This is a genomic window from Yoonia sp. F2084L, from assembly GCF_023015625.1.
Classification (GTDB): domain Bacteria; phylum Pseudomonadota; class Alphaproteobacteria; order Rhodobacterales; family Rhodobacteraceae; genus Yoonia.
The window spans coordinates 584,353-609,376 of sequence record NZ_JALKAH010000005.1 but is presented as its reverse complement, the minus strand read 5'-3'; the positions used below and the strand labels follow the sequence as shown (position 1 = coordinate 609,376).

At 55.6% G+C, this 25,024-nt stretch carries 24 protein-coding genes; 6 read left to right on the top strand and 18 right to left on the bottom strand.

Features of this window, described 5'->3' with window-relative positions; all coding sequences use genetic code 11:
• Window positions 1-17: 17 nt before the first annotated feature.
• The 10 genes from infB to pip form a co-directional block, all read right to left on the bottom strand.
• Entirely contained in the window at window positions 18-2,498 is a 2,481-nt protein-coding gene (gene infB, locus MWU60_RS17020; protein ID WP_247228578.1) for a translation initiation factor IF-2, read from the bottom strand.
• Window positions 2,495-3,127, bottom strand: coding sequence for an RNA-binding protein (locus MWU60_RS17015; RefSeq protein WP_247228577.1), 633 nt, complete (start codon window positions 3,125-3,127; stop codon window positions 2,495-2,497). Before MWU60_RS17015 ends, infB begins: the two co-directional genes overlap by 4 nt.
• 25 nt (window positions 3,128-3,152) lie before the next feature.
• The gene (gene nusA / locus MWU60_RS17010) at window positions 3,153-4,769 is read right to left on the bottom strand and encodes a transcription termination factor NusA (protein ID WP_247228576.1); all 1,617 of its coding nucleotides are present in this window, start codon (window positions 4,767-4,769) and stop codon (window positions 3,153-3,155) included.
• A 1-nt stretch (window position 4,770) separates the two neighbouring features.
• Entirely contained in the window at window positions 4,771-5,346 is a 576-nt protein-coding gene (gene rimP, locus MWU60_RS17005) for a ribosome maturation factor RimP (RefSeq protein ID WP_247228575.1), read from the bottom strand.
• Between the two features lie 155 nt (window positions 5,347-5,501).
• Window positions 5,502-6,473 (bottom strand): glycosyltransferase family 8 protein, encoded by a 972-nt coding sequence (locus MWU60_RS17000; RefSeq protein WP_247228574.1) that lies wholly within the window; start codon window positions 6,471-6,473, stop codon window positions 5,502-5,504.
• Window positions 6,474-6,588: 115 nt separating this feature from the next.
• Window positions 6,589-8,139: an ABC transporter substrate-binding protein gene (locus MWU60_RS16995; RefSeq protein WP_247228573.1), complete on the bottom strand. Its 1,551-nt coding sequence runs from the start codon at window positions 8,137-8,139 to the stop codon at window positions 6,589-6,591.
• Window positions 8,140-8,214: 75 nt separating this feature from the next.
• Window positions 8,215-9,864: an ABC transporter ATP-binding protein gene (locus MWU60_RS16990; protein WP_247228572.1), complete on the bottom strand. Its 1,650-nt coding sequence runs from the start codon at window positions 9,862-9,864 to the stop codon at window positions 8,215-8,217.
• Window positions 9,861-11,066 carry an ABC transporter permease gene (locus MWU60_RS16985; protein WP_247228604.1) on the bottom strand — a complete coding sequence of 402 codons (1,206 nt, stop codon included), beginning with the start codon at window positions 11,064-11,066 and terminating at the stop codon, window positions 9,861-9,863. Before MWU60_RS16985 ends, MWU60_RS16990 begins: the two co-directional genes overlap by 4 nt.
• Window positions 11,066-12,058: an ABC transporter permease gene (locus tag MWU60_RS16980; RefSeq protein ID WP_247228571.1), complete on the bottom strand. Its 993-nt coding sequence runs from the start codon at window positions 12,056-12,058 to the stop codon at window positions 11,066-11,068. Before MWU60_RS16980 ends, MWU60_RS16985 begins: the two co-directional genes overlap by 1 nt.
• Before the next feature lie 61 nt (window positions 12,059-12,119).
• Window positions 12,120-13,115 carry a prolyl aminopeptidase gene (gene pip, locus MWU60_RS16975; RefSeq protein WP_247228570.1) on the bottom strand — a complete coding sequence of 332 codons (996 nt, stop codon included), beginning with the start codon at window positions 13,113-13,115 and terminating at the stop codon, window positions 12,120-12,122.
• Window positions 13,116-13,162: 47 nt separating this feature from the next.
• On the opposite strand from pip, the gene ubiG reads away from it, so the two are divergent.
• Window positions 13,163-13,912, top strand: a complete 750-nt coding sequence (gene ubiG, locus MWU60_RS16970; protein ID WP_247228569.1) for a bifunctional 2-polyprenyl-6-hydroxyphenol methylase/3-demethylubiquinol 3-O-methyltransferase UbiG — start codon at window positions 13,163-13,165, stop codon at window positions 13,910-13,912.
• Here the strand turns inward: ubiG and MWU60_RS16965 are convergent.
• Genes MWU60_RS16965 through MWU60_RS16950 form a run of 4 tightly spaced genes read right to left on the bottom strand, consistent with a single transcriptional unit; the run spans window position 13,909 to window position 16,192 of the window.
• The gene (locus MWU60_RS16965; RefSeq protein ID WP_247228568.1) at window positions 13,909-14,352 is read right to left on the bottom strand and encodes a MarR family transcriptional regulator; all 444 of its coding nucleotides are present in this window, start codon (window positions 14,350-14,352) and stop codon (window positions 13,909-13,911) included. The two genes, ubiG and MWU60_RS16965, sit on opposite strands and share 4 nt — an antisense overlap.
• Window positions 14,352-15,182, bottom strand: coding sequence for a carbon-nitrogen hydrolase family protein (locus MWU60_RS16960; protein ID WP_247228567.1), 831 nt, complete (start codon window positions 15,180-15,182; stop codon window positions 14,352-14,354). The genes MWU60_RS16965 and MWU60_RS16960 overlap by 1 nt, the downstream gene beginning before the upstream one ends.
• The gene (gene grxC, locus MWU60_RS16955) at window positions 15,179-15,436 is read right to left on the bottom strand and encodes a glutaredoxin 3 (RefSeq protein ID WP_247228566.1); all 258 of its coding nucleotides are present in this window, start codon (window positions 15,434-15,436) and stop codon (window positions 15,179-15,181) included. Before grxC ends, MWU60_RS16960 begins: the two co-directional genes overlap by 4 nt.
• 33 nt (window positions 15,437-15,469) lie before the next feature.
• On the bottom strand, window positions 15,470-16,192 hold the full coding sequence (locus tag MWU60_RS16950; RefSeq protein WP_247228565.1) for a double zinc ribbon domain-containing protein: 723 nt from the start codon (window positions 16,190-16,192) through the stop codon (window positions 15,470-15,472).
• 23 nt (window positions 16,193-16,215) lie between these two features.
• On the opposite strand from MWU60_RS16950, the gene MWU60_RS16945 reads away from it, so the two are divergent.
• The 4 genes from MWU60_RS16945 (at window position 16,216) to MWU60_RS16930 (ending at window position 19,968) form a co-directional block, all read left to right on the top strand.
• Window positions 16,216-17,040 (top strand): methyltransferase domain-containing protein, encoded by an 825-nt coding sequence (locus MWU60_RS16945; RefSeq protein WP_247228564.1) that lies wholly within the window; start codon window positions 16,216-16,218, stop codon window positions 17,038-17,040.
• A gap of 58 nt (window positions 17,041-17,098) precedes the next feature.
• A complete protein-coding gene (gene hemH / locus MWU60_RS16940) occupies window positions 17,099-18,178 on the top strand; it encodes a ferrochelatase (RefSeq protein ID WP_247228563.1) in 1,080 nt (359 codons plus the stop codon).
• 36 nt (window positions 18,179-18,214) lie between these two features.
• Window positions 18,215-18,475, top strand: a complete 261-nt coding sequence (locus MWU60_RS16935; protein WP_247228562.1) for a DUF6522 family protein — start codon at window positions 18,215-18,217, stop codon at window positions 18,473-18,475.
• A 221-nt stretch (window positions 18,476-18,696) separates the two neighbouring features.
• Window positions 18,697-19,968: a serine/threonine-protein kinase gene (locus MWU60_RS16930; protein WP_247228561.1), complete on the top strand. Its 1,272-nt coding sequence runs from the start codon at window positions 18,697-18,699 to the stop codon at window positions 19,966-19,968.
• Window positions 19,969-20,044: 76 nt separating this feature from the next.
• On the opposite strand, the gene MWU60_RS16925 is transcribed toward MWU60_RS16930, so the two are convergent.
• Entirely contained in the window at window positions 20,045-20,626 is a 582-nt protein-coding gene (locus MWU60_RS16925) for a L,D-transpeptidase (protein ID WP_247228560.1), read from the bottom strand.
• Between the two features lie 168 nt (window positions 20,627-20,794).
• Here MWU60_RS16925 and MWU60_RS16920 point away from each other — a divergent pair, with 168 nt between their 5' ends.
• Window positions 20,795-21,346, top strand: coding sequence for a CAP domain-containing protein (locus tag MWU60_RS16920; protein WP_247228559.1), 552 nt, complete (start codon window positions 20,795-20,797; stop codon window positions 21,344-21,346).
• On the opposite strand, the gene MWU60_RS16915 is transcribed toward MWU60_RS16920, so the two are convergent.
• From MWU60_RS16915 to MWU60_RS16905, 3 genes are all read right to left on the bottom strand, one after another.
• A complete protein-coding gene (locus MWU60_RS16915) occupies window positions 21,343-21,816 on the bottom strand; it encodes a L,D-transpeptidase family protein (RefSeq protein WP_247228558.1) in 474 nt (157 codons plus the stop codon). The two genes, MWU60_RS16920 and MWU60_RS16915, sit on opposite strands and share 4 nt — an antisense overlap.
• Before the next feature lie 105 nt (window positions 21,817-21,921).
• Window positions 21,922-23,124 (bottom strand): class I SAM-dependent RNA methyltransferase, encoded by a 1,203-nt coding sequence (locus tag MWU60_RS16910; RefSeq protein ID WP_247228557.1) that lies wholly within the window; start codon window positions 23,122-23,124, stop codon window positions 21,922-21,924.
• Window positions 23,125-24,957 carry an ABC transporter ATP-binding protein gene (locus MWU60_RS16905; RefSeq protein WP_247228556.1) on the bottom strand — a complete coding sequence of 611 codons (1,833 nt, stop codon included), beginning with the start codon at window positions 24,955-24,957 and terminating at the stop codon, window positions 23,125-23,127.
• Window positions 24,958-25,024: the final 67 nt, after the last annotated feature.

Sequence of the window (25,024 nt, the reverse complement as noted above, 5' to 3'; positions counted from 1 at the left end):
GACTTTCTAAAACCCAATCAAAGGTTCCGTTCGACCTCTTCGCGCTCGAAAATCTCGATCACGTCGTCGGGGCGGATGTCTTCGTAGTTTTCAAACGCCATGCCGCACTCCTGGCCGGATTGTACCTCTGGCACCTCGTCCTTGAAGCGTTTCAGCGTCTTCAGCGTGCCTTCGTGGATCACCACGTTGTCGCGCAGCAGACGGACGCCCGCGGAACGGCGCGCCACACCTTCGGTGACCAGACAACCGGCAACTTTACCCACGTTCGAGACCTTAAAGACCTCTTTAATGTTGGCATAACCGATGAATTTCTCGCGAATTTCAGCAGACAGAAGACCAGATGCCGCCGCCTTCACATCATCCACAAGGTCGTAGATGACCGAATAATAGCGGATCTCAACGCCCTTTTGGTTGGCCGTGTTCCGCGCGGATGCATTCGCACGCACGTTAAAGCCAAACACAGGCGCGCCGGATGCTTCGGCAAGACCGATATCCGTTTCAGTGATCGCACCCACACCGGAATGCAGTACGCGCACGCGCACCTCATCGTTGCCGATTTTCTCCATCGCCTGAACAATCGCTTCGGCAGAACCCTGCACGTCAGCTTTTACCAAGATTGGCAATTCGCTGACATTTTCGTCTGCCTTGGCATTCGCCATCAGCTGTTCGAGTGTTGTCGCAGCACCAGCAGCGGCGCGCTTTTCTTTGGCCGCGCTCTCGCGGTACGCAGCAATTTCACGGGCCTGCGCATCCGTTTCAACAACGTTCAACACATCGCCTGCCTCGGGTGTGCCGTTCAGGCCAAGCACCTCAACCGGCACCGCAGGACCCGCTTCTTGAACGCGCTCGCCTTTGTCGTTGATCAGCGCACGAACCTTACCGTACTGCTCGCCTACAACAAAGATGTCGCCTTGGCGCAGCGTACCGTTCTGGATCAGAACAGTCGCAACAGGACCACGGCCCACATCAAGTTGCGCCTCGATCACGGCACCTTCGGCGGCGCGATCAGGGTTGGCTTTCAGTTCAAGGATTTCGGCCTGCAACGCGATGGCTTCCAGCAGTGCATCAAGGCCCTGACCAGAGATCGCCGAAACCTCAACGTCCTGCACATCGCCAGACATCTTTTCAACGATCACTTCGTGTTGCAGCAGATCGGTACGGACCTTATCAGGGTTCGCTTCCGGCTTGTCGATCTTGTTGATCGCCACGATCATCGGCACTTGCGCCGCTTTCGCATGGTTGATCGCTTCAATCGTCTGCGGCATGACTGCGTCATCAGCAGCCACAACAAGTACTACGATATCAGTCACTTGCGCACCGCGTGATCGCATAGAAGTAAATGCAGCGTGACCCGGTGTATCAAGGAACGACAGCACAGCGCCGCTGTCGGTTGTCACCTGATAGGCACCAATGTGCTGTGTGATACCACCCGCTTCGCCAGCCACAACTTTCGCGTTGCGGATCGCGTCGAGCAGCGATGTTTTACCGTGGTCAACGTGGCCCATGATCGTAATGATCGGCGGACGACCTTGGAGGTCTTCGGCTTTATCTTCGATCGCTGTCAGCACGTCTTCGACATCGGCATCGGACACGCGGACAACAGTGTGGCCGAACTCTTCGATGATCAGTTCTGCGGTATCCGCATCAATCGTCTGGTTTTGTGTCGCCATGATCCCGTTGGTCATCAACGCCTTCACGACGTCAGCAACCCGTTCAGTCATACGGTTGGCCAATTCAGAAACAGTGATCGCCTCTGGCAAAGCCACTTCACGGAAAATCTTTTCACGCTCAGCCGACACACCCATTGCTTTCGCGCGGGCGCGGTCTTGCTTGCGTTTCATTGCAGCCATGGACCGCTGGCGGCCACCATGACGGCCGGCCATTGCATCGTTGACCGTCAGCTTACCTGAACGGCGGCCATCATCACTACGGCCCGGCTTTGCCTTGGTCTTGTTATCCCGGTTCTCTGCGGGACGATCCGTTTTGCGGGGGGCCGCAGATGGGCGCGAAATCTCGGTTTCGCCGGGAACAGCAGCCGCAGCAGGAGGAGCAGCAGCGACAGCGGCCGCTTTTGCAGCGTCAGCTTTCTTGCGCTCTTCTTCATCGGCCTTTGCTTTGGCACGTTCTTCGCGGGCTTTGTCTTCTGCTTCCTTTGCCTCGATCTCAGCGCGGCGCGCATCGCGTTCAGCGGCGCGGGCCTTTTCGTCGGCAGCACGCGCTTCAGCTTCTTCTGCTTCGCGGGCTTTCGCCAGCTTCAGCGCTTTCATGCGACGCTCAAGTTCCACATCAGAAATACCTGCGGGACGCTTGGAAGGATCACCACCAACCGGGCCGCCAGAGGCCGCAGGTTTGGCCGCACCGGGCTTGGGCACCACAACGCGTTTGCGTTTGGTTTCCACCACGACGTTTTTGGTCCGCCCATGGCTAAAGCTTTGCTTCACGTTTGAAGGACGTGAACCACCAAGGCCGAGTGTCTTTTTACCGTCGTTATCGCTCATTTAGCTTCTGTATCCTTCTCGGAGGCCGTATCGCCACCGTTCCCAATCCGCAGTCCGCGTAGCTTTGTGGCTTCCTCTACAACACGATTGCTGAGTCTGCCAGTCGCAAGCGCGCCATGTATCACACTTTGCCGCCCAAATGCCAAACCCAATTCGGTTGACGTCAAACAGCCAAAATATCGGGCACCTTCTGGCGTCCATAATTTCGTTTTGCCCCGCTCAGACCCATCGCTGGCCTGCATCAGAACACGGACCCGCTCGCCACCGGCAAGCCAACCCTTCACTTTCTCAAATCCGCAGACCGCGCGTCCCGATTTCCGGGTCAACGCGATCAGGTCAACGGTGCGGCGGGCCAATTGACGCTCCACCTCATCGACCAAACCATCCGGCACAGTCACCGCCTGCTTGGCAGAGCGTGAAAACTGACCCTTCTTCGCTTCTTCAAGCGCTTTGCGGTCGGCCGTCACATACATGCCCCGGCCCGGCAGTTTGCCCAGAACATCAGGCACAACCTGATTATCCGGCCCCACAACAAAGCGTATCAGCCCAGCCTTTGGCTGCACCTCACCAGTGACGATGCACTTTCGTTCGGCATCGTCCCGGTCTTTGTTATGGCCACCACGCGCCATTTGCGATCCTATCAGAGGCCTGAAATCAGGCCTCCTCCTCCGCGGCTTCCGCTTCTTCAGCGGCGGCTGCTTCGGCAGCAAGTTCATCCGGGTCAACCCAGCCCAGCATCACGCGGGCGGTCATAACCATATCTTGCGCTTCTTCCAGCGAAATCTCAAATGGCTCCAATACACCATCGTCTTTCACACGCTCGCCATCGACTGTTGTCCAGCCACCAGCCAATTCCCAGTCCGCGCAGGTCGCAAAGTCTTCGAGCGTTTTGACGCCATCTTTGCCCAGCGCCTCTAGCATAGCAGGTGTCAAACCTTCGAAATTGACAAGACTGTCTTCGACACCCAATGCGCGGGCTGCATCCATGGCTTCTTTGGCTTTCGCTTCAAGATAATCACGCGCGCGCGCCTGCAATTCGCCGGCAGTGTCTTCGTCAACGCCTTCGATCACCAGCAGTTCGTCAATTTCGACGTAGGCGACCTCTTCTAGGTTCGTGAACCCTTCTGATACAAGTAGTTGGGCAAAGAACTCGTCCAGATCAAGGGTATCCATGAACAATTTCGTGCGCAGTTCGAACTCGGCCTGACGGCGCTTGCTCTCTTCTTCCTCGGTCATGATGTCGATGTCCAGACCAGTCAGTTGCGACGCAAGGCGCACGTTCTGGCCGCGACGGCCAATGGCCAGCGACAACTGTTCCTCGGGAACGACAACTTCGATTTTGCCAGCTTCTTCGTCCAGAACAACTTTGGAAACCTCGGCTGGCTGCAACGCGTTCACAAGGAAGGTCGGCATATCTTCATTCCAAGGAATGATGTCGATCTTTTCACCCTGCAATTCGTTCACAACCGCCTGCACACGCGAACCGCGCATACCGACACAGGCACCAACCGGGTCGATAGAGTTGTCATACGAAATCACGGCAATCTTCGCACGCGAACCGGGGTCACGGGCGACCGCTTTGATCTCGATGATGCCTTCATAAATCTCAGGCACTTCCATCTTGAACAGCTCAGCCATGAACTCAGGCGCGGTGCGGCTTAGGAAAATCTGAGGGCCACGCTGTTCGCGGCGCACTTCTTTGATGAAACAACGGATGCGGTCATTGGGGCGATATGCCTCACGACCGATCTTTTCGTTGCGGCGCAGAACAGCTTCGCCAGCGCCCACATCGACGATGACATTGCCGTACTCTTCGCGCTTGACCAGTGCGTTGATGATCGTACCAGCGCGATCCTTGAATTCTTCGTACTGCTTGTCACGCTCGGCTTCGCGGACCTTTTGCAAGATCACCTGCTTGGCAGATTGCGCAGCAATCCGGCCCAGTTCAACCGGTGGCACTTCTTCGATGAACTGCTGGCCCACTTCGGGCGCGTCCATGTATTCTTTGGCCTGCTCGACGGTGAACTCAGCCTGATAATTCTCAAGCTCTTCTTCCTCAACCACAGTCCGCACGCGGGTGAACGTCGCTTTACCAGTCTTGCGGTCGATGGCGACACGAATGTCCATTTCCGCGCCGTAGCGGGACTTTGCCGCACGGGCGAGCGATTCTTCCATCGCTTCCACAACAAGCCCCGGCTCGATGTTCTTTTCGCGGGCCACGGCCTCGGCCGTTTGCAGCAATTCCAACTGGTTCGCGGAAGTATATGCCATCTTAAGTGTTCTCCTCGCCATCTATGATGGTTTCGATTTCATCAAATTGGGTCTCGTCGATTTGACCCGCATCTTTACGTCCGCGCAAAACATCGCGGATCAACTCATCTGTCAGAACCAGTTTGGCGTCTGACAGCCATTCAAATTTCAAACCGATGGTGCCTTCGGTGATGGTAATCAGCACCTCGTCACCCTCAGTACCGGCCAACACGCCTTTAAAGCGGCGGCGGCCATCAATCAGTTCGTCTGTCTCGATCTTGGCTTCAAAGCCTTCCCACTGGGCAAAATCCTTCATCCGCGTCAAAGGACGGTCGATGCCGGGGCTTGAGACTTCAAGGTTATAAACATCAAGAATCGGGTCTTCGACATCCAGCGTCGCACTTAGCGCCGTTGAAATCTGCCCACATTCATCAACTTCAATCTGGCCATCCGGGCGCTGCACCATAATCTGCAGGATGCTTTCCTTGCCGGTCATCAGACGGACGCGCACAACTTCGAACCCCATGTCCTCAACGACAGGAGTGATGATTTCAGCGATACGGCGGTCAATGGCCGCTTTGGCAATCAGATCGTTCATCATATTCTTCCGACTTATCATTCGGATAGCTATTGGGCACAAAAAAACGGGCGCGCGGCCCGTGAAGATTTCCGGTGGAGCCTTGGGGGTGGAAGCCAAGTCGCCGCTGTTGAACACGATATACGGAAGGTTTACCGCAACTGCAAGGGGCACCCTCAACTTCGCGGGTCAATGGCCACATAAGGATCATCAAATCGGCTGATGTAGCGGGCCAACCCGTTAAAATCCCACCATTGTTTCAGCAAGGATTTCTTGTGAAACTTCTGCGCTTCAAAGATCGACGCGGCAGGCGGCATCTTTTCTGCCTCCTCTGGATAGTGCTTGGCGAAAAACGCGCGATAGACCTCGGGGTACTTCGGCGGGAACTCTCCGTTCAAACGGTTCCACGGTTTGATGCGGCCCGCGAAATGCAGGATGAATGGATCACAGGATTCAAGCAGATAGCTGAAGCGGCCGGAATACATCCAGTTCCACGCGACCGACAATTCGGACCAGTTATCACGCAGCACGATATTGAGGACTGACTGGTCATGCATGTTCAGAACATCAGGCTGTGTCTTCATCAAGTCGAGCGCCTTTGGCAGGATATCAGAAGCATCCCAACGCGGCACGTCAATCAGCAAAATGCCTGCATTGAAGTAAGGCGCGGGCGGCTGGCCCAGCGCTTTAAACTCCGGCATCTGCTTGAGTTGGTTATCGCGCTGGTGGCTGGTGCGCACTGCGGCAACCGGATGATCGTCTCGCAATTCTGTGTCGAGCAGTTTGGAAAAATCGCCACCTCGCAGGAAGATATCACTGTCGAGGTAAAGGATACGGTCATAGTCAGTGGCAAAGGCTTGCGGCACAAAAAGACGCAAATAGCTGGACAGGTTGATCCGATAACTCTGCGGCGCATCTTCCAACACAGTAGGCAACGGAAGATGACAGAGACGAACAGGCAATTGTCCCAGCGTTTCAGGCAAGGCGAGCGTTTCATGACTACAGATGCAGACATCGAAGTCTGGATCGGGGTGCAACTCAAAGATTTGTGTCGCAACAAACGCAGCGAACTTTAGAAAACCCTGATCACAACACAGCACGATCGCCTTGCGATACTGTGCGGGTCTTGCTGCCTGATAGTCCGTCATTCACTCAGTTCCTTCAGCGGGTTCTTGCAATGCCACCTATATGCGGCACGTCCTACTGCCAAACAAAAAACGCCCCGCCTTTCGGCAGGGCGTTCTCATTCTAAAGCGGCTTAGCTTACGCCACAGACCAACGCTCGGCCATGCGTGCGTTGTCCATCTGCCAGAGGTTACCCACCGTGTCGGGCGACGAAATCCGGTTGTTCACGGCCTGCACGTAGTTTGCAAACATCGGCACCAAAACGCCGCCATCGTCACGCAGGATTTGCTGCATTTCGAAGTACTGTTCCTGACGTTTCGCGCTATCCAGCTCGGCACGCGCTGTGATCAGCAGCTCTTGGAAGCGGGCGCTGTCATTTTCGTCCCACTGGCTGTCGTTCCAAGGAACACCCGCCTCGTAAGCGGTTGAGAACATCCAGTCCTCGGTCGCGCGACCCGACCAGTACACAGCCGAGAACGGCTTTTTCAGCCAGACGTTCGACCAGTAACCATCGGCAGGTTCCTGCACGACGTTCAGGTTAATGCCACCAGCGGCAGCAGATGCTTGGAACAATTGGGCTGCATCAACGGCACCTTCAAAAGCAGCGTTTGATGCGCTGATGTCGATGTTCAAGCTATCAAGGCCAGCTTCCTGCAGATAAAACTTGGATTTGTCTGGATCATACTCCAGCTGTTCCATTTCAGCATGATAGTACTGGCTTGCGGGACCGATTGGCGTATCGTTACCAACCTGACCGTGACCCAGCAGGATCTTGTCGACCATTTCTTGACGGTTGATACCGTACTTGAGTGCGCGACGCACATTCACATCATCGAATGGCGCGTTGTCTGTCAGCATCGCGAAAGTGTAGTGCTGGTTGCCCGTCACTTCCTGAATGCGCAGCGCAGGGTTAGCGCGCAGCAAGGCTTCCGTCTTAAAGTCGATCCGGTTAATCGCATCAACCTGACCGGTCATCAGTGCGTTCATCCGGGCCGTGTTATCGTTGATCGCAATGTACTCAACCTCATCAAACAGGCCGACGGAATCGCCTTTGTAGTGATCGGGGAAACGTGTCGCGACCATGCGAACACCGGGGTCGAAGGACTGCACCTGATAAAGGCCCGTGCCAATCCCTTGGGCGATACCTTCTTCGATCTGGCCCGCTGGGAACATCAGCAGGTGATAGTCTGACATCAGATACGGGAAATCAGCGTTGCCATTTTCCAGTGTGAACTGAACTTGGAAATCGGTGACCTTCTTCATCTCGGAAATCGCGGCAACGATTGGCTGGGCTGCGGATTTCGCGCCTTCGGCCACGTGCATTTGCAGCGACTCGATCACATCGTCAGCACCAAAGGCTTTGCCGTTGTGGAACGTCACACCCTGACGCAGGTTGAAGGTCCAGGTTTTTGCGTCGGCTGAGGCTTCCCAGCTTTCAGCCAATTCGCCCTTAAGCGATCCGTCTGCCGCAACTTCTGTCAAACAGTCAAAGACCGTACCGTGCGCCGAAGCGATCATGAAAAGGTCAGAGTGCGTCCGGCCATCCCAGCTATCAGAGGTGTTCGCACCCGACAGGCCTGCTGTCAGTTTTCCGCCCCGCGTCTGCGCGCGCAGTGGCATACCTGTCAGGCCCAGCACACCTGCTGCAGCACCTGTTTTCAATAGACCGCGTCTACTAATTCCGTGCATATTTTCGTTCTCCCTAGTTGTTGGTTCAGGCGTCCATGCGCCCGATTGCGTCATCACTTGCGTGAATGATTCGTGTTACATCTTATCAACAGCGGCATCGCCGATGTTATCAACTCCGCGTTCCGTCAGTAGATTTGTCAGCCAATCCGGGTCCATTTCCGGGACTGAAGACAGCAAAAGGTCGGTGTAGGCGTGATGGGGCGGGGTAAACATTTCCTGTTTTGGTCCCTGTTCCACAACCCGTCCGTCCTTCATCACCACCACCTCATCTGCGATGGCTTTGACCGTCGCAAGATCGTGGGTAATGAACATATAGGTAAGCGACAGCTCGTCCTGCAAGCGCGCCAAAAGTCGCAGAATCCCTTCGGCCACCAATTGATCAAGAGCCGATGTGACCTCATCACAAATGATAAACTTTGGCTCCGCCGCCAAAGCGCGTGCTATACCAATGCGTTGCTTCTGCCCGCCTGACAACTCGGATGGCAGGCGATGATAATACTGCGATGGCTCAAGCTCGATCTGTTCAAGCAAGGCATCTACGCGTCTGCGCTTTTCAGCACCTTTCAGGCCCAGATAAAACTCAACCGGGCGCGCAATGATCTGACCGATCGACATACGCGGGTTCAGCGCGGTATCGGCCATCTGATAGATCATCTGCACCTGTCGCAGCTGGTCTTTGCTGCGTTTGCGATAGTCAGCAGGCAAAGCCTGGCCATCCAGCATGATTTGTCCTGCTTTGGGCGGCAACAAACCGGTAATGCAGCGCGCGGTCGTGGATTTGCCCGATCCGCTTTCGCCCACAACGGCGACGGTACGGCCGGCGTGAAGGTCAAAGCTGACGTCATACAAAACAGGCACCGTGCCGTAAGACGCATCAACATTCTGCACGCTAATCACCGGGGTCGAGCCGGTCTGCACTGCGGGTTTCAACGGTCGTTCAAAGCTGCGCACAGCCCAAAGCGATTTGGTATATTCCTGTGTCGGGGCGGACAGCATCGTGCGGGTATCGGCCGTTTCAACCTCATCCCCCTTCAGCAGCACTTTGATGCGGTCAGCCATCTGCGCCACAACGGCCAGATCATGCGTGATGTAAATCGCGGCCGTATTGAACTGTTCAACGATGTCACGGATTGAGGCGAGCACTTCGATCTGTGTGGTCACATCCAATGCAGTTGTGGGTTCGTCAAAGATAATCAGGTCAGGACGGCAGGACATCGCCATCGCGGTCATGCAACGTTGCAACTGACCACCAGAGACCTGATGCGGATACCGAAAACCGATCTCATCGGGATTAGGCAGGCGCAGCTTGCGATAAAGCTCCATCCCGTCTTCTTCGCTTTCACCACGCCCCATCACACCATGCTGCACCGGGCCTTCAACATGCTGATCCATCAACTGATGTGCAGGATTGAAACTGGCCGCCGCAGATTGCGCGACATAGGCGATCCGCTTGCCCAACAGCTCGCGCTTTACGGCTGCCGAAGCAGTCAGCAGGTCAATCCCGTCGAATTCAACGGACCCCTTGCTGATGCGCACACCATCACGGGTGTATCCCATCGCCGCCAGACCAAGTGTGGATTTGCCTGCGCCGGATTCACCAATCAGGCCAAGCACCTCACCTTTCGCCAATGTTAGATCAACACCATTGATAATCGGATTCCATGTCTCATCACTGCGGCCCTCAAGCCAGACATCACGCATTTTGACGAGTGGTTCTTCGCTCATTCTTTCAGCCCTGATGATTTTTGCAGCATCCAGTCGACGACGAAATTCACAGCGACAGTCAGCAATGCGATAGCGCCAGCAGCCAACAATGGTGCTGTCGCAGCCATCGGCGCAAATTGCGCAAAGTTTACAAAACCGCCAAGGTCGCGGACCATCGTACCCCAATCAGCCAAGGGCGGCTGGATACCCACGCCCAGGAACGACAAGGCTGCAATTGTCAGGAAGACAAAGCAAAAGCGCAGACCGAACTCGGCCAGCAAAGGCGCCGTCGCGTTGGGTAGGATTTCTTTGAAAACGAGGTAGCCAAGACCTTCACCGCGCAGCTTGGCTGCTTCGATGTAATCCATCACAACGATATTCTGACCGACGGCACGGGCCAGACGATAAACGCGTGTGCTGTCGATCACGGCGATGATCACGACCATGAAGACAGTCAGCGGAATACCAAGCTGCGGCGCCCAAACGCTTGCGATGGTCATCAAGAGCAACGCAAAAATAAGGGACGGAATGGCCATCAGCACATCAACGGCGCGCGACAACAACTGGTCCAGCCAACCACCCAATGTCGCAGCCAAGAAGCCAAATGTACCGCCCAACAGGAAGGCCAAGACAGTCGTCGCAAAAGCAATGCCCACAGTGTTCTGCGCACCGTAAATCAGGCGGCTCAGGATATCGCGACCGATCTGGTCGGTCCCAAGAGGAAAATCAGGGTTCCCGCCCAGCTCCGGGTCACCACCGGGAATAATGTTCGCCGCAACACCGGGGATAATAGACTCTTGCCCATAAGGAGCGATGGCACCCGCGAAAATCGCAAAGATCGCGTAGATCAGGATCGTCAGGATGCCAAATGATGCCGTCAGCGGCATGGAACGGAACAGTTTCTTGGTCCCTGCGGTGCCGACGTTTCGTCCAAACAGGCGAAACACCCACGCAGCTATGGCGAAGATGATGAAGCCCTCAATCGCGATGCGCAGAAAGAAGAACTTGTTGGCTGTCTCCTGATGAAGACTGTGACCTTGAAAGTAAGCCCAATAAAGCCACAAGAGTATTGCTAAGCCCAATACATACCCGAAAGCCACGCTATACGGCATATCGCGAAACTTATTGTTGAACTCCGACCAGTCCATTTGCTGACCCTTCCATCGGAAAAGCCATGCCAGCCCACACATTCCGACGAGAACAGCTAAGTACCAATACCACATCATTTCGGATGCCTCAGACGTGGGTTGGACAGGATCGACATGATGTCGGCTGTCAGGTTCAAAAGGATAAAGGCTGTCGCAAAGATCAGGCAGCAGGCCTGCACAACCGGGATGTCGCGGATCTTCACACTATCGACGAAGAGCTGACCAATGCCCGGGTAAACGAACACCACCTCAACCACGACAACGCCGGTGATCAGGTATGCTAGGTTCAATGCAATCACGTTGATGATCGGGGCCAGCGCGTTGGGCAGCGCATGCTTGACGATGACGCGCATGGGCGACAAACCCTTCAGGCGCGCCATCTCGATATAAGGTGAGGCCAGCAAGTTAATGATGGCGGCGCGGGTCATGCGCATCATATGGGCTGTCACGACCAAGGTCAGCGTCAGCGCAGGCAACATTGATTTCTCCACCCGTTCGCTGAAAGGCATCCCCTCAAAGATATTCGACAAGGACGGAAAGATCGGGTTCAGAACCGCAAGGAACAGGATCAGGATGTAGGCCAGAAAGAACTCTGGGCTGGAAATTGATGTCAGCGTGAAGATGTTCGTCGCACGGTCAAACACTGTATTGCGGTAAAGTGCGGCCAGAATGCCAAGGATGATTGAGAAGGGAACAGCGATCGCCGCGGTGATCATCGCCAGAAACATCGTGTTGCCAAATCGGGGTGCAATTTGTTCGGCAATGGTTGTGGCGCCGGATGTCGTCCCACTAAAGCTGGCAAAGTTGGCTTGGGCAAAGCTGGTGCCCAAGTCACCGCGCAAAACGCCCCCCAGCCATTGGAAATAGCGGGTGACCAGCGGCTGATCGAGGCCAAGGTCACGCTCAATAGATGCAATCGCGTCTGGAGTTGCGCCTTGACCCAAAATCGCTTCAGCAAAATTACCGGGTAACAGGTTGACCGCAACGAAGATTACAATCGACACAATCAGCAATGTCAGCAGGCCAAGCGCAAGGCGCTGTAGAATAATCGTTAGGACATTGCCCAAAACTTAGCTTTCCCCGGTAGCTATTGGCTGAAGCTTAACGGCTTAATTTCAGTAGTAAACCCTAAAGCCCCAAGGAATGCCGCTGCGCGCCCATCATGTCCATTGTGCGCACAAGTTCTGCACTGATACCGGGTTCAGACAGCGCATGACCAGCACGACCGATGAAAGTTAGCCTGGATTTTGGCCAGTTTTCTGACAGCCTGTGCGCCGAAACCGGCGGGCAAATCATGTCGTAGCGCCCTTGAACAATCACACCGGGTACATCAGCGATCTTTGCCATCTGATCGGGATGCAAAATCTGCTGATCCTCAGACAGAAAACCGGCGTTATAGAAATAGTGGTTCTCAAGCCGGGCAAACGCACGGGCATAATCGGCGGGGCTGTCCCCTGTCACACCGTCACTATCAATCGAGGCCAGCGCGTTTTCCCATGATGCCCAAGCGCGCGCGAACCGCACCTCTAGCGCACGATCGGCTGAAAACAGGCGGCGATGATAGGCGGCGATAAAGTCATCATGCTCATCCTCTGGGATCATATTGGCAAAACGGTCCCACAAATCAGGCCAGAACTTTCCCGCACCACCACCATAAAACCAATCTAGTTCCGGCTTGGTCATCAGGAATACACCGCGCAATGTCAGTGCAGCAGCCCGATCAGGATGGGCCTGTGCATAGATCAACGCCAGCGTCGCCCCCCATGACCCTCCAAAAACGATCCAACGGCCAATACCCAGCGTTTCACGGATCAGTTCAATATCCGCCACCAAATGCCATGTCGTATTCGCCTCGACACTGGCATGGGGGCGCGACCGGCCACAGCCGCGCTGATCAAACAGGATGATGCGAAAGACAGTGGGATCAAAGTAACGCCGCATCGCCGGGCTGCACCCGCCACCGGGACCACCATGCAGGACGATGACAGGAATCCCATCAGGGTTACCGCATTGCTCCATATAGATGCGATGCCCATCGCCCACCTCAAGCATGCGTTGATCATAGGGATCAACGGGCGGGTAAAGATGTGCACCTGGGCGCTTTTGTCCTACGACTTTGTCCATAACCATCCTATATCGCGTGTTGAACGCACTGACCATAATACGGAGCGATGAAAATGTCGGCAACGAACACAGTAGACCCAGGCGAAATCGCCAAGTTTGAGGCGATGGCAGCCGAGTGGTGGGACCTGAAAGGCAAGTTTAAACCGCTGCATATGATGAATCCGGTGCGTCTGGACTATATCACCAGCCAGATCGCCGCTGAGTTTGGACGCGACCTAGACCAGCCCGAGCCGTTCAAAGGGCTGCGTATCCTTGATATCGGCTGCGGGGGCGGGTTGCTGTGCGAACCCATGGCGCGGCTTGGGGCGACAGTCGTCGGTGCAGACGCGGCAGAGCGGAACATTCCGGTGGCCAAAATCCATGCGGAACAGTCCGGGCTGGAGATCGACTATCGCCACACCACAGCCGAAGCGATGGCCGAAGCAGGCGAACAGTTTGATGCGGTCCTCAACATGGAAGTGGTTGAACATGTGGCGGACCCGCAGGGGTATCTGACGGCATGTCAGCAATTGATGAAACCGGGTGCTATCCACATCTGCTCAACCATCAACCGCAATCCAAAATCCTTTGCGATGGCGATTGTCGGGGCGGAATACGTCATGCGCTGGCTGCCAAAGGGCACACATGAATGGAACAAGTTCATCACCCCGGATGAGCTGTTCGGATTAATCGAAAAGGCAGGCATGACGCCGGTGGATCGCAAAGGTTTCGTCTTCAACTTTGCGAAATTCACGTGGTCCATTTCAGATCGGGACCTGTCAGTGAACTATGTGACCGCAGCAACCAAGCCCGCTTAATCAATCTGACTCAGTTTCAGCCGCATCTCGCGCAGAACTGGCAGCACAGCCTTGGCCCGGTCCTCGCCCACTTTACGCACAACATCCGCAATCACGGGTGCAATTGCTGCAAGTGCGGCGTCGCGGGCTGACTGCCCAGATGGGCTGATCGCGACCATTTTGCGCCGGGCATCATCCCAGTCAGGGCGAACATGCACCCAACCGGCCCATTCGAGTTTATGTAGCGTGTTTGTCATTGCCCCACGGGTCAGGTGGAATGTCTTGGCCAATTGGGCAGGTGATCGTTCCACACCCGCATGTGCCAGATGATTCAACACCGAAAAATGCGACAGCTCCATGCCTTTGGGCAAAACGCGCGCCACGCTGGCCCGCGCCAGCTGGTCCACGGCAAGGATTTCGCTAAACAGCGATACGGCAAGATTATTGGCGGCTTCTGACATCAAGGGCCTTCAAAAGGACGATCATGGCTAAGTGCCGCGATACGTTTGCGGCTTTGTGCCACTTCCCCTAGGTCAAGATCAACCAGTGCAGTGCCTGGTTCGGTACCTAAATCCGCCAAAACCTCGCCCCACGGCGAAATCACCATACTATGCCCATATGTTTGGCGCGGTTTGCCTGCCTTTGTCGCATGTGTCCCGGTCTGGGCGGCGGCCAGCACGTATGATCCCGTTTCAATCGCGCGGGCCCGCAACAAGGGTTCCCAATGCGCAGCACCCGTCACGGGGGAAAAGGCAGATGGGATCACCAGAACCTCGGCCCCTGCTTGTGCAAGCGCGCGGTAAAGATAAGCGAATCTGACATCATAACAGATGCTTAGGCCAATTTTCGCAAAGGGCGTGTCCGCAACAACGGCCTGTTCACCGGGGCGATACCCAGCAGATTCGCGGTAGGTTTCAGTATCCGACACCGTGACATCAAACATATGGATCTTGTCATAGCGCGCCACGATCTGACCGGCCGGATCAATCAGGAACGAGCGATTGGCAAAGCGACCGTCAGGATCAGCCGTTTTCACCGCCAGCGACCCGATCGACAGCCAGATGCCATGCCGAATTGCGGCCTCTCGCAGCCCTTTTAGGGTCACATCGTCACCCTCATGCTGCAGCACCCGCGCCTGTTGTCCACGATCCTGCGACACACAGTTCGTCACTTCGGGTGTCAGGACAAACCCAGCACCCTTACCGGCCGCTTCAGCAATAAGATCAACGGTCCGGGGCAGGTTCGCCACCGGATCATCACCCGAATTAAGCTGAAGCAGCGCGGCCTTCATGCCGCAAGAAGCGCGTCCAATTTGCCGCCGCGCTCCAATGCCATCAGATCGTCACAGCCACCCACATGGGTGCCGTCAACGAAAATCTGCGGGACCGTACTGCCGCCATTGGCACGCTGAATCATCTCGGCGCGGCGCTCTGGCTGGGCAGAGATGTTGACCTCTGCAAAGCTGATACCTTTGGAGTTCAGCAAGCGCTTGGCCATGTGGCAAAACCCACAGGTCGGTTTCGTGTAAATCTCAACAGTTGCCATCGTTATGGTCCTTAGATCAGTTTCGCCTCTGATCTAGGTATCTTTGACCACTCTTGCCAGTGTAACAATCGACACGTTTGTGGCACCAGCAGCCTTGGCCGCCTCGGCGCTGGCGGCCAAGGTCGCGCCCGAGGTCATCACGTCGTCAACCAAAATCACAGATTTACCTGCCAGTTCAGTCGCACGTTTGGAGTTTGGCACGACGGCACCCGCAAGCTCTGCGAAACGGGCATTGCGATTGTGCCCTTCCAACGGATTCGTCTTTTTGGGACGCAGCAGCGCGTCAACACAGATCGGCAAATCCATGACTTTTGCAAGTTCTTGCGCCAGCAACGCCGACTGGTTGTAACGTCGTCGCACCAAGCGGACCCAATGCAGCGGGACAGGCACCAAAACAGTGTCTGTTCTTGCCCAATTTGCTATTTTCTGCGCCATCCATCGGGCCGCAGGCGGTGCCAGATCAGTGCGGTCACCATGTTTCAAACCCAAGACCAAACGTCGCCCGACCCCGGAATAGGCGAGCACTGCGCGCCCCTTTTCCCACGGCCTTGCGATGGTCATACAGTCATCGCATTGCACCACTTCGCCGTGATCCTCACCGGGCAAAGGTGTGCCGCAAGTGTCGCAGATCAGACCCCCGATAAACTGCGTTTCACGCCAGCATGCCGCGCAAAGCCCAAAGTCATCCTCGGTCTGGGCATCACAGGCCACGCATTGCGATGGATAAATTGCCCGAATGACGCTTTGCAACCGCATGAATGCACCCTAAATGACCCAGCATGGATATGCCCCAACTGACCGACCGCGCCGCATTGAGGCGCAATCGCGCCCGCGCCGAACCTGACGCATTGTTCTTGCACGAGCAGGCGGCCAATGAACTGCAAGAGAGACTGAACGAGGTTAACAGAAACTTTACGTCGATGGCGATTGTGACAGGGTTTCCCGCTTTTTGGGCCAAACGGTACCCAGAGGCCACAATCGTATCGGACGAAGAGACGCTTGATCTGAAACCGCAAGCGCACGACCTGGTCCTGCACATAATGTGCCTGCATTGGGCGAATGACCCTGTTGGCCAATTGGTCCAGACGCGCCACGCGCTGAAACCTGATGGCCTGTTACTGTGCACCTTCTTGGGCGGGCAAACGCTGCATGAATTGCGCGCGTCATTGGCAGAGGCCGAAGCGAATATCACGGGCGGTCTGTCGCCCCGCATCGCCCCGATGGGTGAAATCCGCGATCTGGGGGCGTTATTGCAACGGGCAGGCTTTGCATTACCCGTGGCGGACAGCACGCCGCTGACGGCCAGCTATGTCAACGCCTTCCACCTCATGCATGACCTGCGCAAGATGGGTGAAAACAATGCATTAACCGGTCGCATGAAACACGCAACGCGTCGAAACGTGCTGACCGAGGCGGCCTGTATCTATGCCGATAACTTCCGCAACACCGACAATCGCGTTGATGCGACTTTTGAGATCATAACGCTGACCGGATGGGCACCGGCGGAAAACCAACCGCAACCTTTGCGACCCGGAAGCGCAAAAACGCGGCTGGCTGACGCTTTGGGCACAATTGAAAGCCCTTTAGATAGGTCCAATGATTGACGTCGCGCGTATCCCATTTAACTACTGCAAAAATCGCGCTACCTAAGGGGCAATGAAAATGTTCGATGCACAAAGCCAAGGCGAAGCACGCCCAGCCACATGCCCGATGCATGCGCAACCCGATCACCCGGCAGTTAAACCTGCGCGGGTGGGTATTCTGGTTGCCAACCTTGGAACACCCGACGGCACCGATTACTGGTCCATGCGGCGGTATCTGAATGAATTTTTGTCGGACAAGCGGGTCGTCGATTACTCTGCTTGGATTTGGCAGCCCTTGTTGCAGCTGATCATCCTGACCAAACGGCCTTTTTCCTCTGGTGCAGCCTACAAGTCGATCTGGAACGAGGAAGACGACGAAAGCCCACTGCTGACCATCACCAAAAAGCAGACCGCCGCGATCAAAGCGCAGATGGTCGCGCGTTATGGCGATGATGTGCGCGTCGATTTCTGTATGCGCTATGGCAACCCATCCACGAAATCCAAAGTACGCGAAATGGTCGAAGACGGATGTACAAAAATCCTGTTTTTCCCACTTTATCCGCATTACGCCGGGGCCACATCGGCGACCGCAAATGACCAATTCTTCCGCGCGTTAATGAAAGAAAAATGGCAGCCAACAGCGCGTATCGTTGACCCATATTTCGAGGAACCAGCGTATATCGAAGCTTTGGCCCAATCTATCGAAAAGACCTATGCCGCAGCAGAGACCAAGCCGGAAAAACTCATTTGTTCGTACCACGGTGTGCCCGAACGGTATTTGCGCGAAGGTGACCCGTATCACTGCCAATGCCAGAAAACGACGCGTCTGCTAAAAGAGCGTTTGGGCTGGGACGACACACAGATCGTGACCACATTCCAATCATTGTTTGGGCCCGAAGAGTGGCTCAAACCCTACACAGTCGAAGAAGTTGCAAAGCTGGCAAAGGAAGAAGGCGTAAAAAACATCGCCATTTGCGCGCCTGCCTTTTCCGCTGACTGCATCGAAACGCTTGAAGAGATCAACGAAGAGATCAAGGAAAGCTTCGAAGAAGCAGGCGGAGAGCACTTTACATACATCCCATGCCTGAATGATGATCCGGCACATATTGATGCGCTGTCCGGGATTATCGACAAGAACCTCAAAGGCTGGCTCGACTAGGTCACCCGCCTCAGTGCGCATCATTGAAGGTGCATGATGAAAGTCACTTTGACGCCTGACGGTGCCACGATTGATGCGCATGATCTGGGCCCTCTGCTTGGCCTGGAACCCGCTGATGTCCCCCAAAAAATGCGCGCAGGTGAGATTACAAGCCAGTCCGAGCAGGGTCAGGATGAGGACGCAGGGCGCGTGCGGCTAACCTTTTGGTACAAGGACCAAAGAGTGCGTCTGATCTGCGACAGTGAAGGCAATGTGATCAAGACCACCCGCACATCCGCAACACCACGGCCGTCATGAACTGATTCTGTGGCAATCCCGCCAGGATTAACGGGACATGAATATCCCGAAGCGAATTGCACAGAAATGAGGCGAAACGTGTTTGGGTGTTGGTTAAATCACTGATTTTGGCACAACTTTCCCTTGCGCCGCCTCAAAGCAACCATATTTCTACGGCATCAAATAGTTGTTTTTGTTAATTGTATGGAGCGCGTCTTTTTGTGACGCGACGACGGTGAGCCATGACTGCGGCGACGGGCGCTGAAATCGAACAAGACATCAATCAAGGCAGCGAGGCGTTGCCTCATGGTACAGCTTTGCTTGAGGATCAGTTCACAATCGACCGACCTCTTGGGAATGGCGGGTTCGGCATCACGTATCTGGCGCGGGACAACTACCTCGACCGGAATGTTGTGATCAAGGAATGCTACCCCGAAGTCTTTTGCCTGCGCCAAAGCCGCAAGGTGTTGGTCCGCTCTACACAGCATCATGAAAAATATCGTACCATCGTTGAAATGTTCATGCGTGAGGCACGCAGCATTGCCAAGATGCGCCATCCGAACATTGTCGGTGTACACCGCATCTTTGAAGACAATGAAACCGCCTATATGGTCCTTGATCTGATCCAAGGTCGCGACCTGCTTGGCATCATCAACGACGAACGCGAAAAGCTTGCCCCTGATCAGGTGAAAGAGATCCTGATCAAGCTGCTGGATGCGGTTGATCTGGTTCACAAGCGCGACCTGCTGCACCGTGATATTTCGCCGGACAACATCCTGCTTGATAAATGGGGTAGCCCGGTTCTGATCGACTTTGGTGCCGCCCGCGAGGAAGCAAGCCGCGAAACACGTGCGATTTCGTCGGTGCTGGTGGTCAAAGACGGCTATTCCCCGCAGGAATTCTACTTCGCCGGCGGTAAGCAAGGGCCAAGCAGTGACCTTTATGCGCTGGGTGCAACGTTCTATCATCTGATTAGCGGTGTCGCCCCACCAAACAGCCAAACACGTATGGCCGAATTTGCAGCCAACAACCCTGACCCATGCGAACCCCTTGCTGGTCGCTTCCCGGAATATGACAACGACATTCTGGAATCCATCGACAAGGCAATGCAGGTCCTGCCAAAAGCACGCCTCCAATCCGCCCAGGAATGGATGAGCCTGATCAAAGCCGAAGAAAGGCGCATGAAGCCGGTACGCGTGATCAAGAATGATGATTTGGGAAAAACCCTGACCCGCCTGGTGTCAGAGACAAACGAATACGTCATGAACTCTGAGCCACGCGAGTCCCTTAAGACACCAGTCCGCCCAACGGAAAAATCAGAAGACAAAGTACAGTCAGCGCCTGCTTGGGTGGAAGAATTCAATCGCGAAACAACCGATGCGCCACCCCGAACCAAACGTGCAGCCCTTCAACATGAAGGCGTGACTGAGAAAGTAACGACCCGGCCCGGCATGCTGGCAGAACCCGCTAAGAAACGAAAGCGCGGACTTCTCAAATTCTTCAGCCGCCGTTAATTTACCTGCCCACTCAAACGCGAAAGGGCGCATCTGTCTGATGCGCCCTTTTGTATGTCTGCGGGAAAAACCGATCTTAGATCAACAACACCTGTGTGCCGACTTTGGTCAGATCATACAGCTCTGCAATCTGCTCATTATAAAGACCAATGCAGCCATTCGATGACCGGCGGCCAATCTTGCGCGTGTCGTGAGTGCCGTGAATGCGGTAATACTTCCACGTCAGGTGCAGCGCATGGGTGCCTAGCGGGTTGTCCGGGCCGGGGCCGACAAAATCAGGCCATTCCGGGTTACGCAGTTTCATCGCGGGCGTTGGTGCCCAGCTTGGTCCTTCGACCTTGCGCGTAATCGACGTGCGTCCGGTGCGTGTCAGATCCTCGGTCAAGGGGACACTTGTCGGGAACAGTTTATAGACCGACTGATCCTCGGACCAAAAGTGCAAAGCGCGCGATTGGATATCAACAAGAACGGCACCATTGTCGAGGTTGTTAAAATAGGGTTGCCAATCAAGGGACCGAAAGCTCGCGACATTTCGCTGCACGCCACTGGAAATATCGCTTTCAATTTCGGTGGTGCCTGCCGTTTGCGCAGCAGCCCCTGTACCAATCATTGCGGCTGAAGCGGCCAGAAATCCGCGACGTGATAGTTTATGTGACATAGCAGTTTCCCTTAAAGGAGCCGTTATTTTGAACGCTTATCTATTATGCCTTGTCCACTGCCGCAATTCAAACAAATGTCATCTGTAGCACTTGTTCGCGCATGTGGGTTTGAAGTGTCACTTCAATCCCGATAAAGAGTGACGACTGATATGAAGGCGAGTGATGTAATGCTGCGACGTGACGTGATTTTTGGGCTGGCTGCCGTGGGGCTGGCTGGCTGTGGTTCCGCAAGCACCAGACCCCTTGGTCCTGACGGACTTCCACTGCCATCAGCCTATGTTATTCGGCCCGGCGATGAAGCGACGATCCAGTTTCGCATGCTTGATAGCGTGAATGCGCTGCGTCAAACGGCGGGCGTGCCACCGGTCGCACTTGATGCGCGGTTGAATGCTGCCGCTGCGACCCATTCGCGGGATATGGCTGTGCAAAACCGCCCATGGCTTTTTGGATCTGACGGGTCCAGCCCGGTTGAACGCGCCCGCCGCGTCGGATTTGCGGGTCGGCTACTTGGTGAAAACATCTCAGAATCATTCGAATCCGAGTTGCAGACCCTGTCCGCATGGATGGCACAGCCTGATACGCGGGCAGTGATCCTGGACCCCAACGCACGCTTTATGGGCTTTTCCTGGTATCAGGAAGAATCAGCGAAACTGTGGTGGACATTGAACATGGGCAGTGACCCAACGGTCAGCCAGCCCATCCCCGGCGCTGCGTTCTAGGCATAGATGTAGATCAGCGTTCCGGTGTCCACCATCGCGTAAATCTCGTCCATCTCTTCGTTTTGAACGGCAATGCAGCCCCATGTCCAATCGGGGATGCCAGCCCAGCGCGACGGGGTGCCGTGAATAAAGATATCGCCACCCGGATCAATACCCTTGGCCTTCGCGTAGGCAATGTCGTTGGCATCGGGGTAGGAAATACCCAAGGACAGATGAAAGCGGCTATAGGGATTTCGCCGATCAATGCGATAGCCACCTTCCGGGGTGCGCCCATCACCTTCCTGCGTTTTGTGGCCAACAGGGGCAAATCCAAGATCAAATTTATAGGCCTTCAAAAGCGACGTGTTGTGCAACAACTGCATTTCGCGGCGTTCTTTGAAAACCTGAATGCGTGTCACATCTGGTCCGCGATACGTGGGTAGTGAACCACTGCACCCAGCAAGTCCCAGTGCGGCTGTGCCAGCCATCATGGATCGTCTTGAAATCATATCTCTGCCCATCGTTACGGTCTGCGCCGTTTTATTCCGATTACACTAATGACAGCTTTCTAGAAAGATAATGCGGCATGATTGCGGTCATTTCCGCGTGAATGGTGCAACAATCTCAACATGGGGTGACCAACGGAACTGATCGACGACCTGAACCCACGGCATTGCAAAGCCAGCTTCCACAAGCGTTTTGGCGTCGCGCGCAAAGGTCACCGGGTTGCAGGACACCATCGCGATGGTTTTGATATCAGATACGGCAAGCGTGTCGATCTGCGCCTCGGCCCCGGCACGCGGCGGGTCAATGACAGCGGCCTCAAAGTGGCGCAGCTCATCCGGTTCCAGCGGACGGCGGAACAGGTCGCGGGTTTCGGTCGTCACGCGCCGCAACTCATGGCCCTCGCGCCACCCACGATCCAGCGCGTCCAGCATTGCGGCTTCGCCTTCAACCGCGTGCACTTCTGCCCGACGAGCAAGCGGCAGGGTAAAGGTGCCGCATCCTGCAAACAGATCAATGATGCGGCCAGCGCCCGTCGTGATCTCTTCAACAGCCGACATCAGGGCAGCTTCACCATGCTTTGTGGCCTGCAAGAAAGCACCCGGCGGTGGCACGACGAAAGTACCCCCAAAATCCTGTGTAGGCGGGTTGATCGTCACAACTGGCTCATCATTCCAGACCAACCGCGACAGGCCATGCTGATTGGCAAGCGCCGCCAGTTCCACCCGCAGCGGTGGCGTCAGTTCTTTATCGGTAGCAATCAGGACATCAGCGCCCAGCGCCGCCTCTGTCACCGTCAGATCAATCTCGCCTTTGCGCGAACAGGCCAGAAGGGTCAGCGCCTCAAGCGCTGGAAAGCTGGCAATTAAGGCTGGTGTTAGCAGCTGGCAGTCCGGCACTTGCACCAATGTATCTGAGGCACGGGTGTGAAAGCCGACCATCGCACCCTTCTTGGTGCGCCTGCCCGAAAGCTTGGCGCGCCTGCGGGATTTGGGTGGTGAGGTCACGATGTTGCGAAACTCAGGCGAAATGCCCCGCGCCTGGACCGCCTTCACGACAATATCCTGCTTCCAATCAGCTACAAATGCATCGGTCGCATGCTGCATCGCGCACCCGCCGCAAGATTTGAAATGGCGGCAGGGTGCCGCGACCCGATCCACCGATGGCGTCACGATCCGCATGGTGCCGTCCTGCGCGACATCGACCTCTTCACCCGGCAAGACACGCGGCAAGAGCGACTGCCCGTCAGAGGCACGCCCCATCCCAAGATGGGTCAGACTTTCGATCGTCAGCATTTATTCCGCCGCATCTTTCACGTTGATGAACCCACCAGACTGCCGGTTCCAATAGCGCGCATAAAGCCCGCCTTGGGCCAGCAGCGCGTCATGGGTTCCTTCTTCGACAATGCGGCCTGCGTCAAGCACGACAATGCGATCCATGCGCGCCAAGGTAGACAGGCGGTGCGCAATGGCGATGACGGTTTTGCCGTCCATAACAGACTCTAATGCAGCTTGAATTGATGCTTCGACCTCGGAATCCAACGCGCTTGTTGCTTCGTCCAGAACCAAAATTGGGGCATCCTTAAGGATAGCGCGTGCAATGGCGATACGCTGGCGCTGGCCGCCAGACAGCTTGACCCCACGTTCGCCCAGATGCGCCTTATATCCCGACCGGTCTTTGTGATCCTTAAGCGTCTTGATGAACTCATGTGCCTCGGCCTGCTTGGCGGCGTCCTCAATCTCATCCTGTGTGGCGTCAGGCTTGCCATATTTGATATTGTCCCGCGCAGAGCGGTTGAACATCGCAGTTTCCTGCGTCACCATCGCGATCTGCTGACGCAGGCTTTCCTGTGTGACGTCACGCACATCGGTGCCGTCGATCAGGATCTTGCCTGCCTCGGTGTCGTAAAGCCGCAAAAGCAAAGCCACCAAAGTGGATTTACCCGCACCAGAGGCCCCGACCAGTCCAAGCTTTTCGCCGGGCCGCACAGTCAGGTTCACACCGTCCAGCCCACCAGGCCCACCACCATAGCTGAACGACACATTATCAAGCTTGATCGCACCGTCATGCGCCACAAGTTCGGCCGCATCAGGCGCATCGGTTAATGTATGGGCGGGGCTGAGGGTATGCATCGCATCCTCAATCTCGCCCACATTGGCGTACATGCCCATCAGGGTGAAACTGACCCATCCCGTCATCTGCGACAAGCGCAGTGATATCGCGCCGGCCGCAGCAATATCGCCAGCGGTGGCCGCCCCCGTTGTCCAGAAATAAAGCGTCATACCTACCAACAGCACCGGCAACAGCCCGCCCAGCGCCATCAGCCAGAACCGGAAAGACGCAGACAACCAGCCATAATGAACGGCAGTGCCCCAGTAGTTTTCCATCGCGTCAATCGCAGCGCGGTCTTCGTGGTCGTCATGGGCAAACAGCTTCACCGTTTTAATGTTTGTAATCGTATCAACCACTTGGCCCGTCACCATCGCCCGTGTCGCCGCCCGCGCTTTGGAGCGCGCGCGAATGCGGGGCATGAAAAAGCGGATCAGCGCGATGTAGGATACCGCCCAAAGCGCCAGCAACGCCGCAGACCGCGCATCAATCGTGAACAGCAGGATCACCGACCCAACCAAGGACGCCAAGGCAAAGGCAACCGTGTGGATCATATCTACGATTAAATCTGTGGCCGCCCGCGCCGCCTGCATCTGCTTTTGCGCAATGCGTCCGGCAAAATCATCATCAAAAAAGGTCACGGACTGGCCCAGTGAATGCCGATGTAAGCGCGACAGGATCAAGTTACCAAGCGAAGGACCCACGACAACGGCCTGCATCACACCGGAAACACCCAAGATAATCGGGCGTAGAATGACAAAAAACGCGGTGACGCCAAGCAGCAGCACAACATTGTCCGAGAAATACGTATCGCCGCTTGATGTCAGTGCTGCATCAATCACCCAGCCCAGCATCAATGCTGTCGCCACCTCTAGAGTTCCGGCCAAAGCAGACACTAATCCAGCCCAAAGCGTGACTTTTGTGCTACCCTTCAAGCACCACTTTAGAAACGCCATCAGCGTTTGCGGTGGCGGTCCTTGGGCAGGTTCAAAAGGGTCGATCCAGCGTTCTGGGGTCATTGGGGCCTTTCAGCGCGTCTAAAGGATACGTAGGGCGCACGGCGCATCGTCCAACGTCGAAAATAAT

What these genes read in the sequence shown, in the direction of transcription:
- infB (WP_247228578.1), bottom strand. Translation starts at nt 2,498, where the DNA reads ATGAGCGATAACGACGGTAAAAAGACACTCGGCCTTGGTGGTTCACGT.
- MWU60_RS17015 (WP_247228577.1), bottom strand. Translation starts at nt 3,127, where the DNA reads ATGGCGCGTGGTGGCCATAACAAAGACCGGGACGATGCCGAACGAAAG.
- nusA (WP_247228576.1), bottom strand. Translation starts at nt 4,769, where the DNA reads ATGGCATATACTTCCGCGAACCAGTTGGAATTGCTGCAAACGGCCGAG.
- rimP (WP_247228575.1), bottom strand. Translation starts at nt 5,346, where the DNA reads ATGAACGATCTGATTGCCAAAGCGGCCATTGACCGCCGTATCGCTGAA.
- MWU60_RS17000 (WP_247228574.1), bottom strand. Translation starts at nt 6,473, where the DNA reads ATGACGGACTATCAGGCAGCAAGACCCGCACAGTATCGCAAGGCGATC.
- MWU60_RS16995 (WP_247228573.1), bottom strand. Translation starts at nt 8,139, where the DNA reads ATGCACGGAATTAGTAGACGCGGTCTATTGAAAACAGGTGCTGCAGCA.
- MWU60_RS16990 (WP_247228572.1), bottom strand. Translation starts at nt 9,864, where the DNA reads ATGAGCGAAGAACCACTCGTCAAAATGCGTGATGTCTGGCTTGAGGGC.
- MWU60_RS16985 (WP_247228604.1), bottom strand. Translation starts at nt 11,066, where the DNA reads ATGTGGTATTGGTACTTAGCTGTTCTCGTCGGAATGTGTGGGCTGGCA.
- pip (WP_247228570.1), bottom strand. Translation starts at nt 13,115, where the DNA reads ATGGACAAAGTCGTAGGACAAAAGCGCCCAGGTGCACATCTTTACCCG.
- ubiG (WP_247228569.1), top strand. Translation starts at nt 13,163, where the DNA reads ATGAAAATGTCGGCAACGAACACAGTAGACCCAGGCGAAATCGCCAAG.
- MWU60_RS16965 (WP_247228568.1), bottom strand. Translation starts at nt 14,352, where the DNA reads ATGTCAGAAGCCGCCAATAATCTTGCCGTATCGCTGTTTAGCGAAATC.
- MWU60_RS16960 (WP_247228567.1), bottom strand. Translation starts at nt 15,182, where the DNA reads ATGAAGGCCGCGCTGCTTCAGCTTAATTCGGGTGATGATCCGGTGGCG.
- grxC (WP_247228566.1), bottom strand. Translation starts at nt 15,436, where the DNA reads ATGGCAACTGTTGAGATTTACACGAAACCGACCTGTGGGTTTTGCCAC.
- MWU60_RS16950 (WP_247228565.1), bottom strand. Translation starts at nt 16,192, where the DNA reads ATGCGGTTGCAAAGCGTCATTCGGGCAATTTATCCATCGCAATGCGTG.
- MWU60_RS16945 (WP_247228564.1), top strand. Translation starts at nt 16,216, where the DNA reads ATGGATATGCCCCAACTGACCGACCGCGCCGCATTGAGGCGCAATCGC.
- hemH (WP_247228563.1), top strand. Translation starts at nt 17,099, where the DNA reads ATGTTCGATGCACAAAGCCAAGGCGAAGCACGCCCAGCCACATGCCCG.
- MWU60_RS16935 (WP_247228562.1), top strand. Translation starts at nt 18,215, where the DNA reads ATGAAAGTCACTTTGACGCCTGACGGTGCCACGATTGATGCGCATGAT.
- MWU60_RS16930 (WP_247228561.1), top strand. Translation starts at nt 18,697, where the DNA reads ATGACTGCGGCGACGGGCGCTGAAATCGAACAAGACATCAATCAAGGC.
- MWU60_RS16925 (WP_247228560.1), bottom strand. Translation starts at nt 20,626, where the DNA reads ATGTCACATAAACTATCACGTCGCGGATTTCTGGCCGCTTCAGCCGCA.
- MWU60_RS16920 (WP_247228559.1), top strand. Translation starts at nt 20,795, where the DNA reads ATGCTGCGACGTGACGTGATTTTTGGGCTGGCTGCCGTGGGGCTGGCT.
- MWU60_RS16915 (WP_247228558.1), bottom strand. Translation starts at nt 21,816, where the DNA reads ATGATGGCTGGCACAGCCGCACTGGGACTTGCTGGGTGCAGTGGTTCA.
- MWU60_RS16910 (WP_247228557.1), bottom strand. Translation starts at nt 23,124, where the DNA reads ATGCTGACGATCGAAAGTCTGACCCATCTTGGGATGGGGCGTGCCTCT.
- MWU60_RS16905 (WP_247228556.1), bottom strand. Translation starts at nt 24,957, where the DNA reads ATGACCCCAGAACGCTGGATCGACCCTTTTGAACCTGCCCAAGGACCG.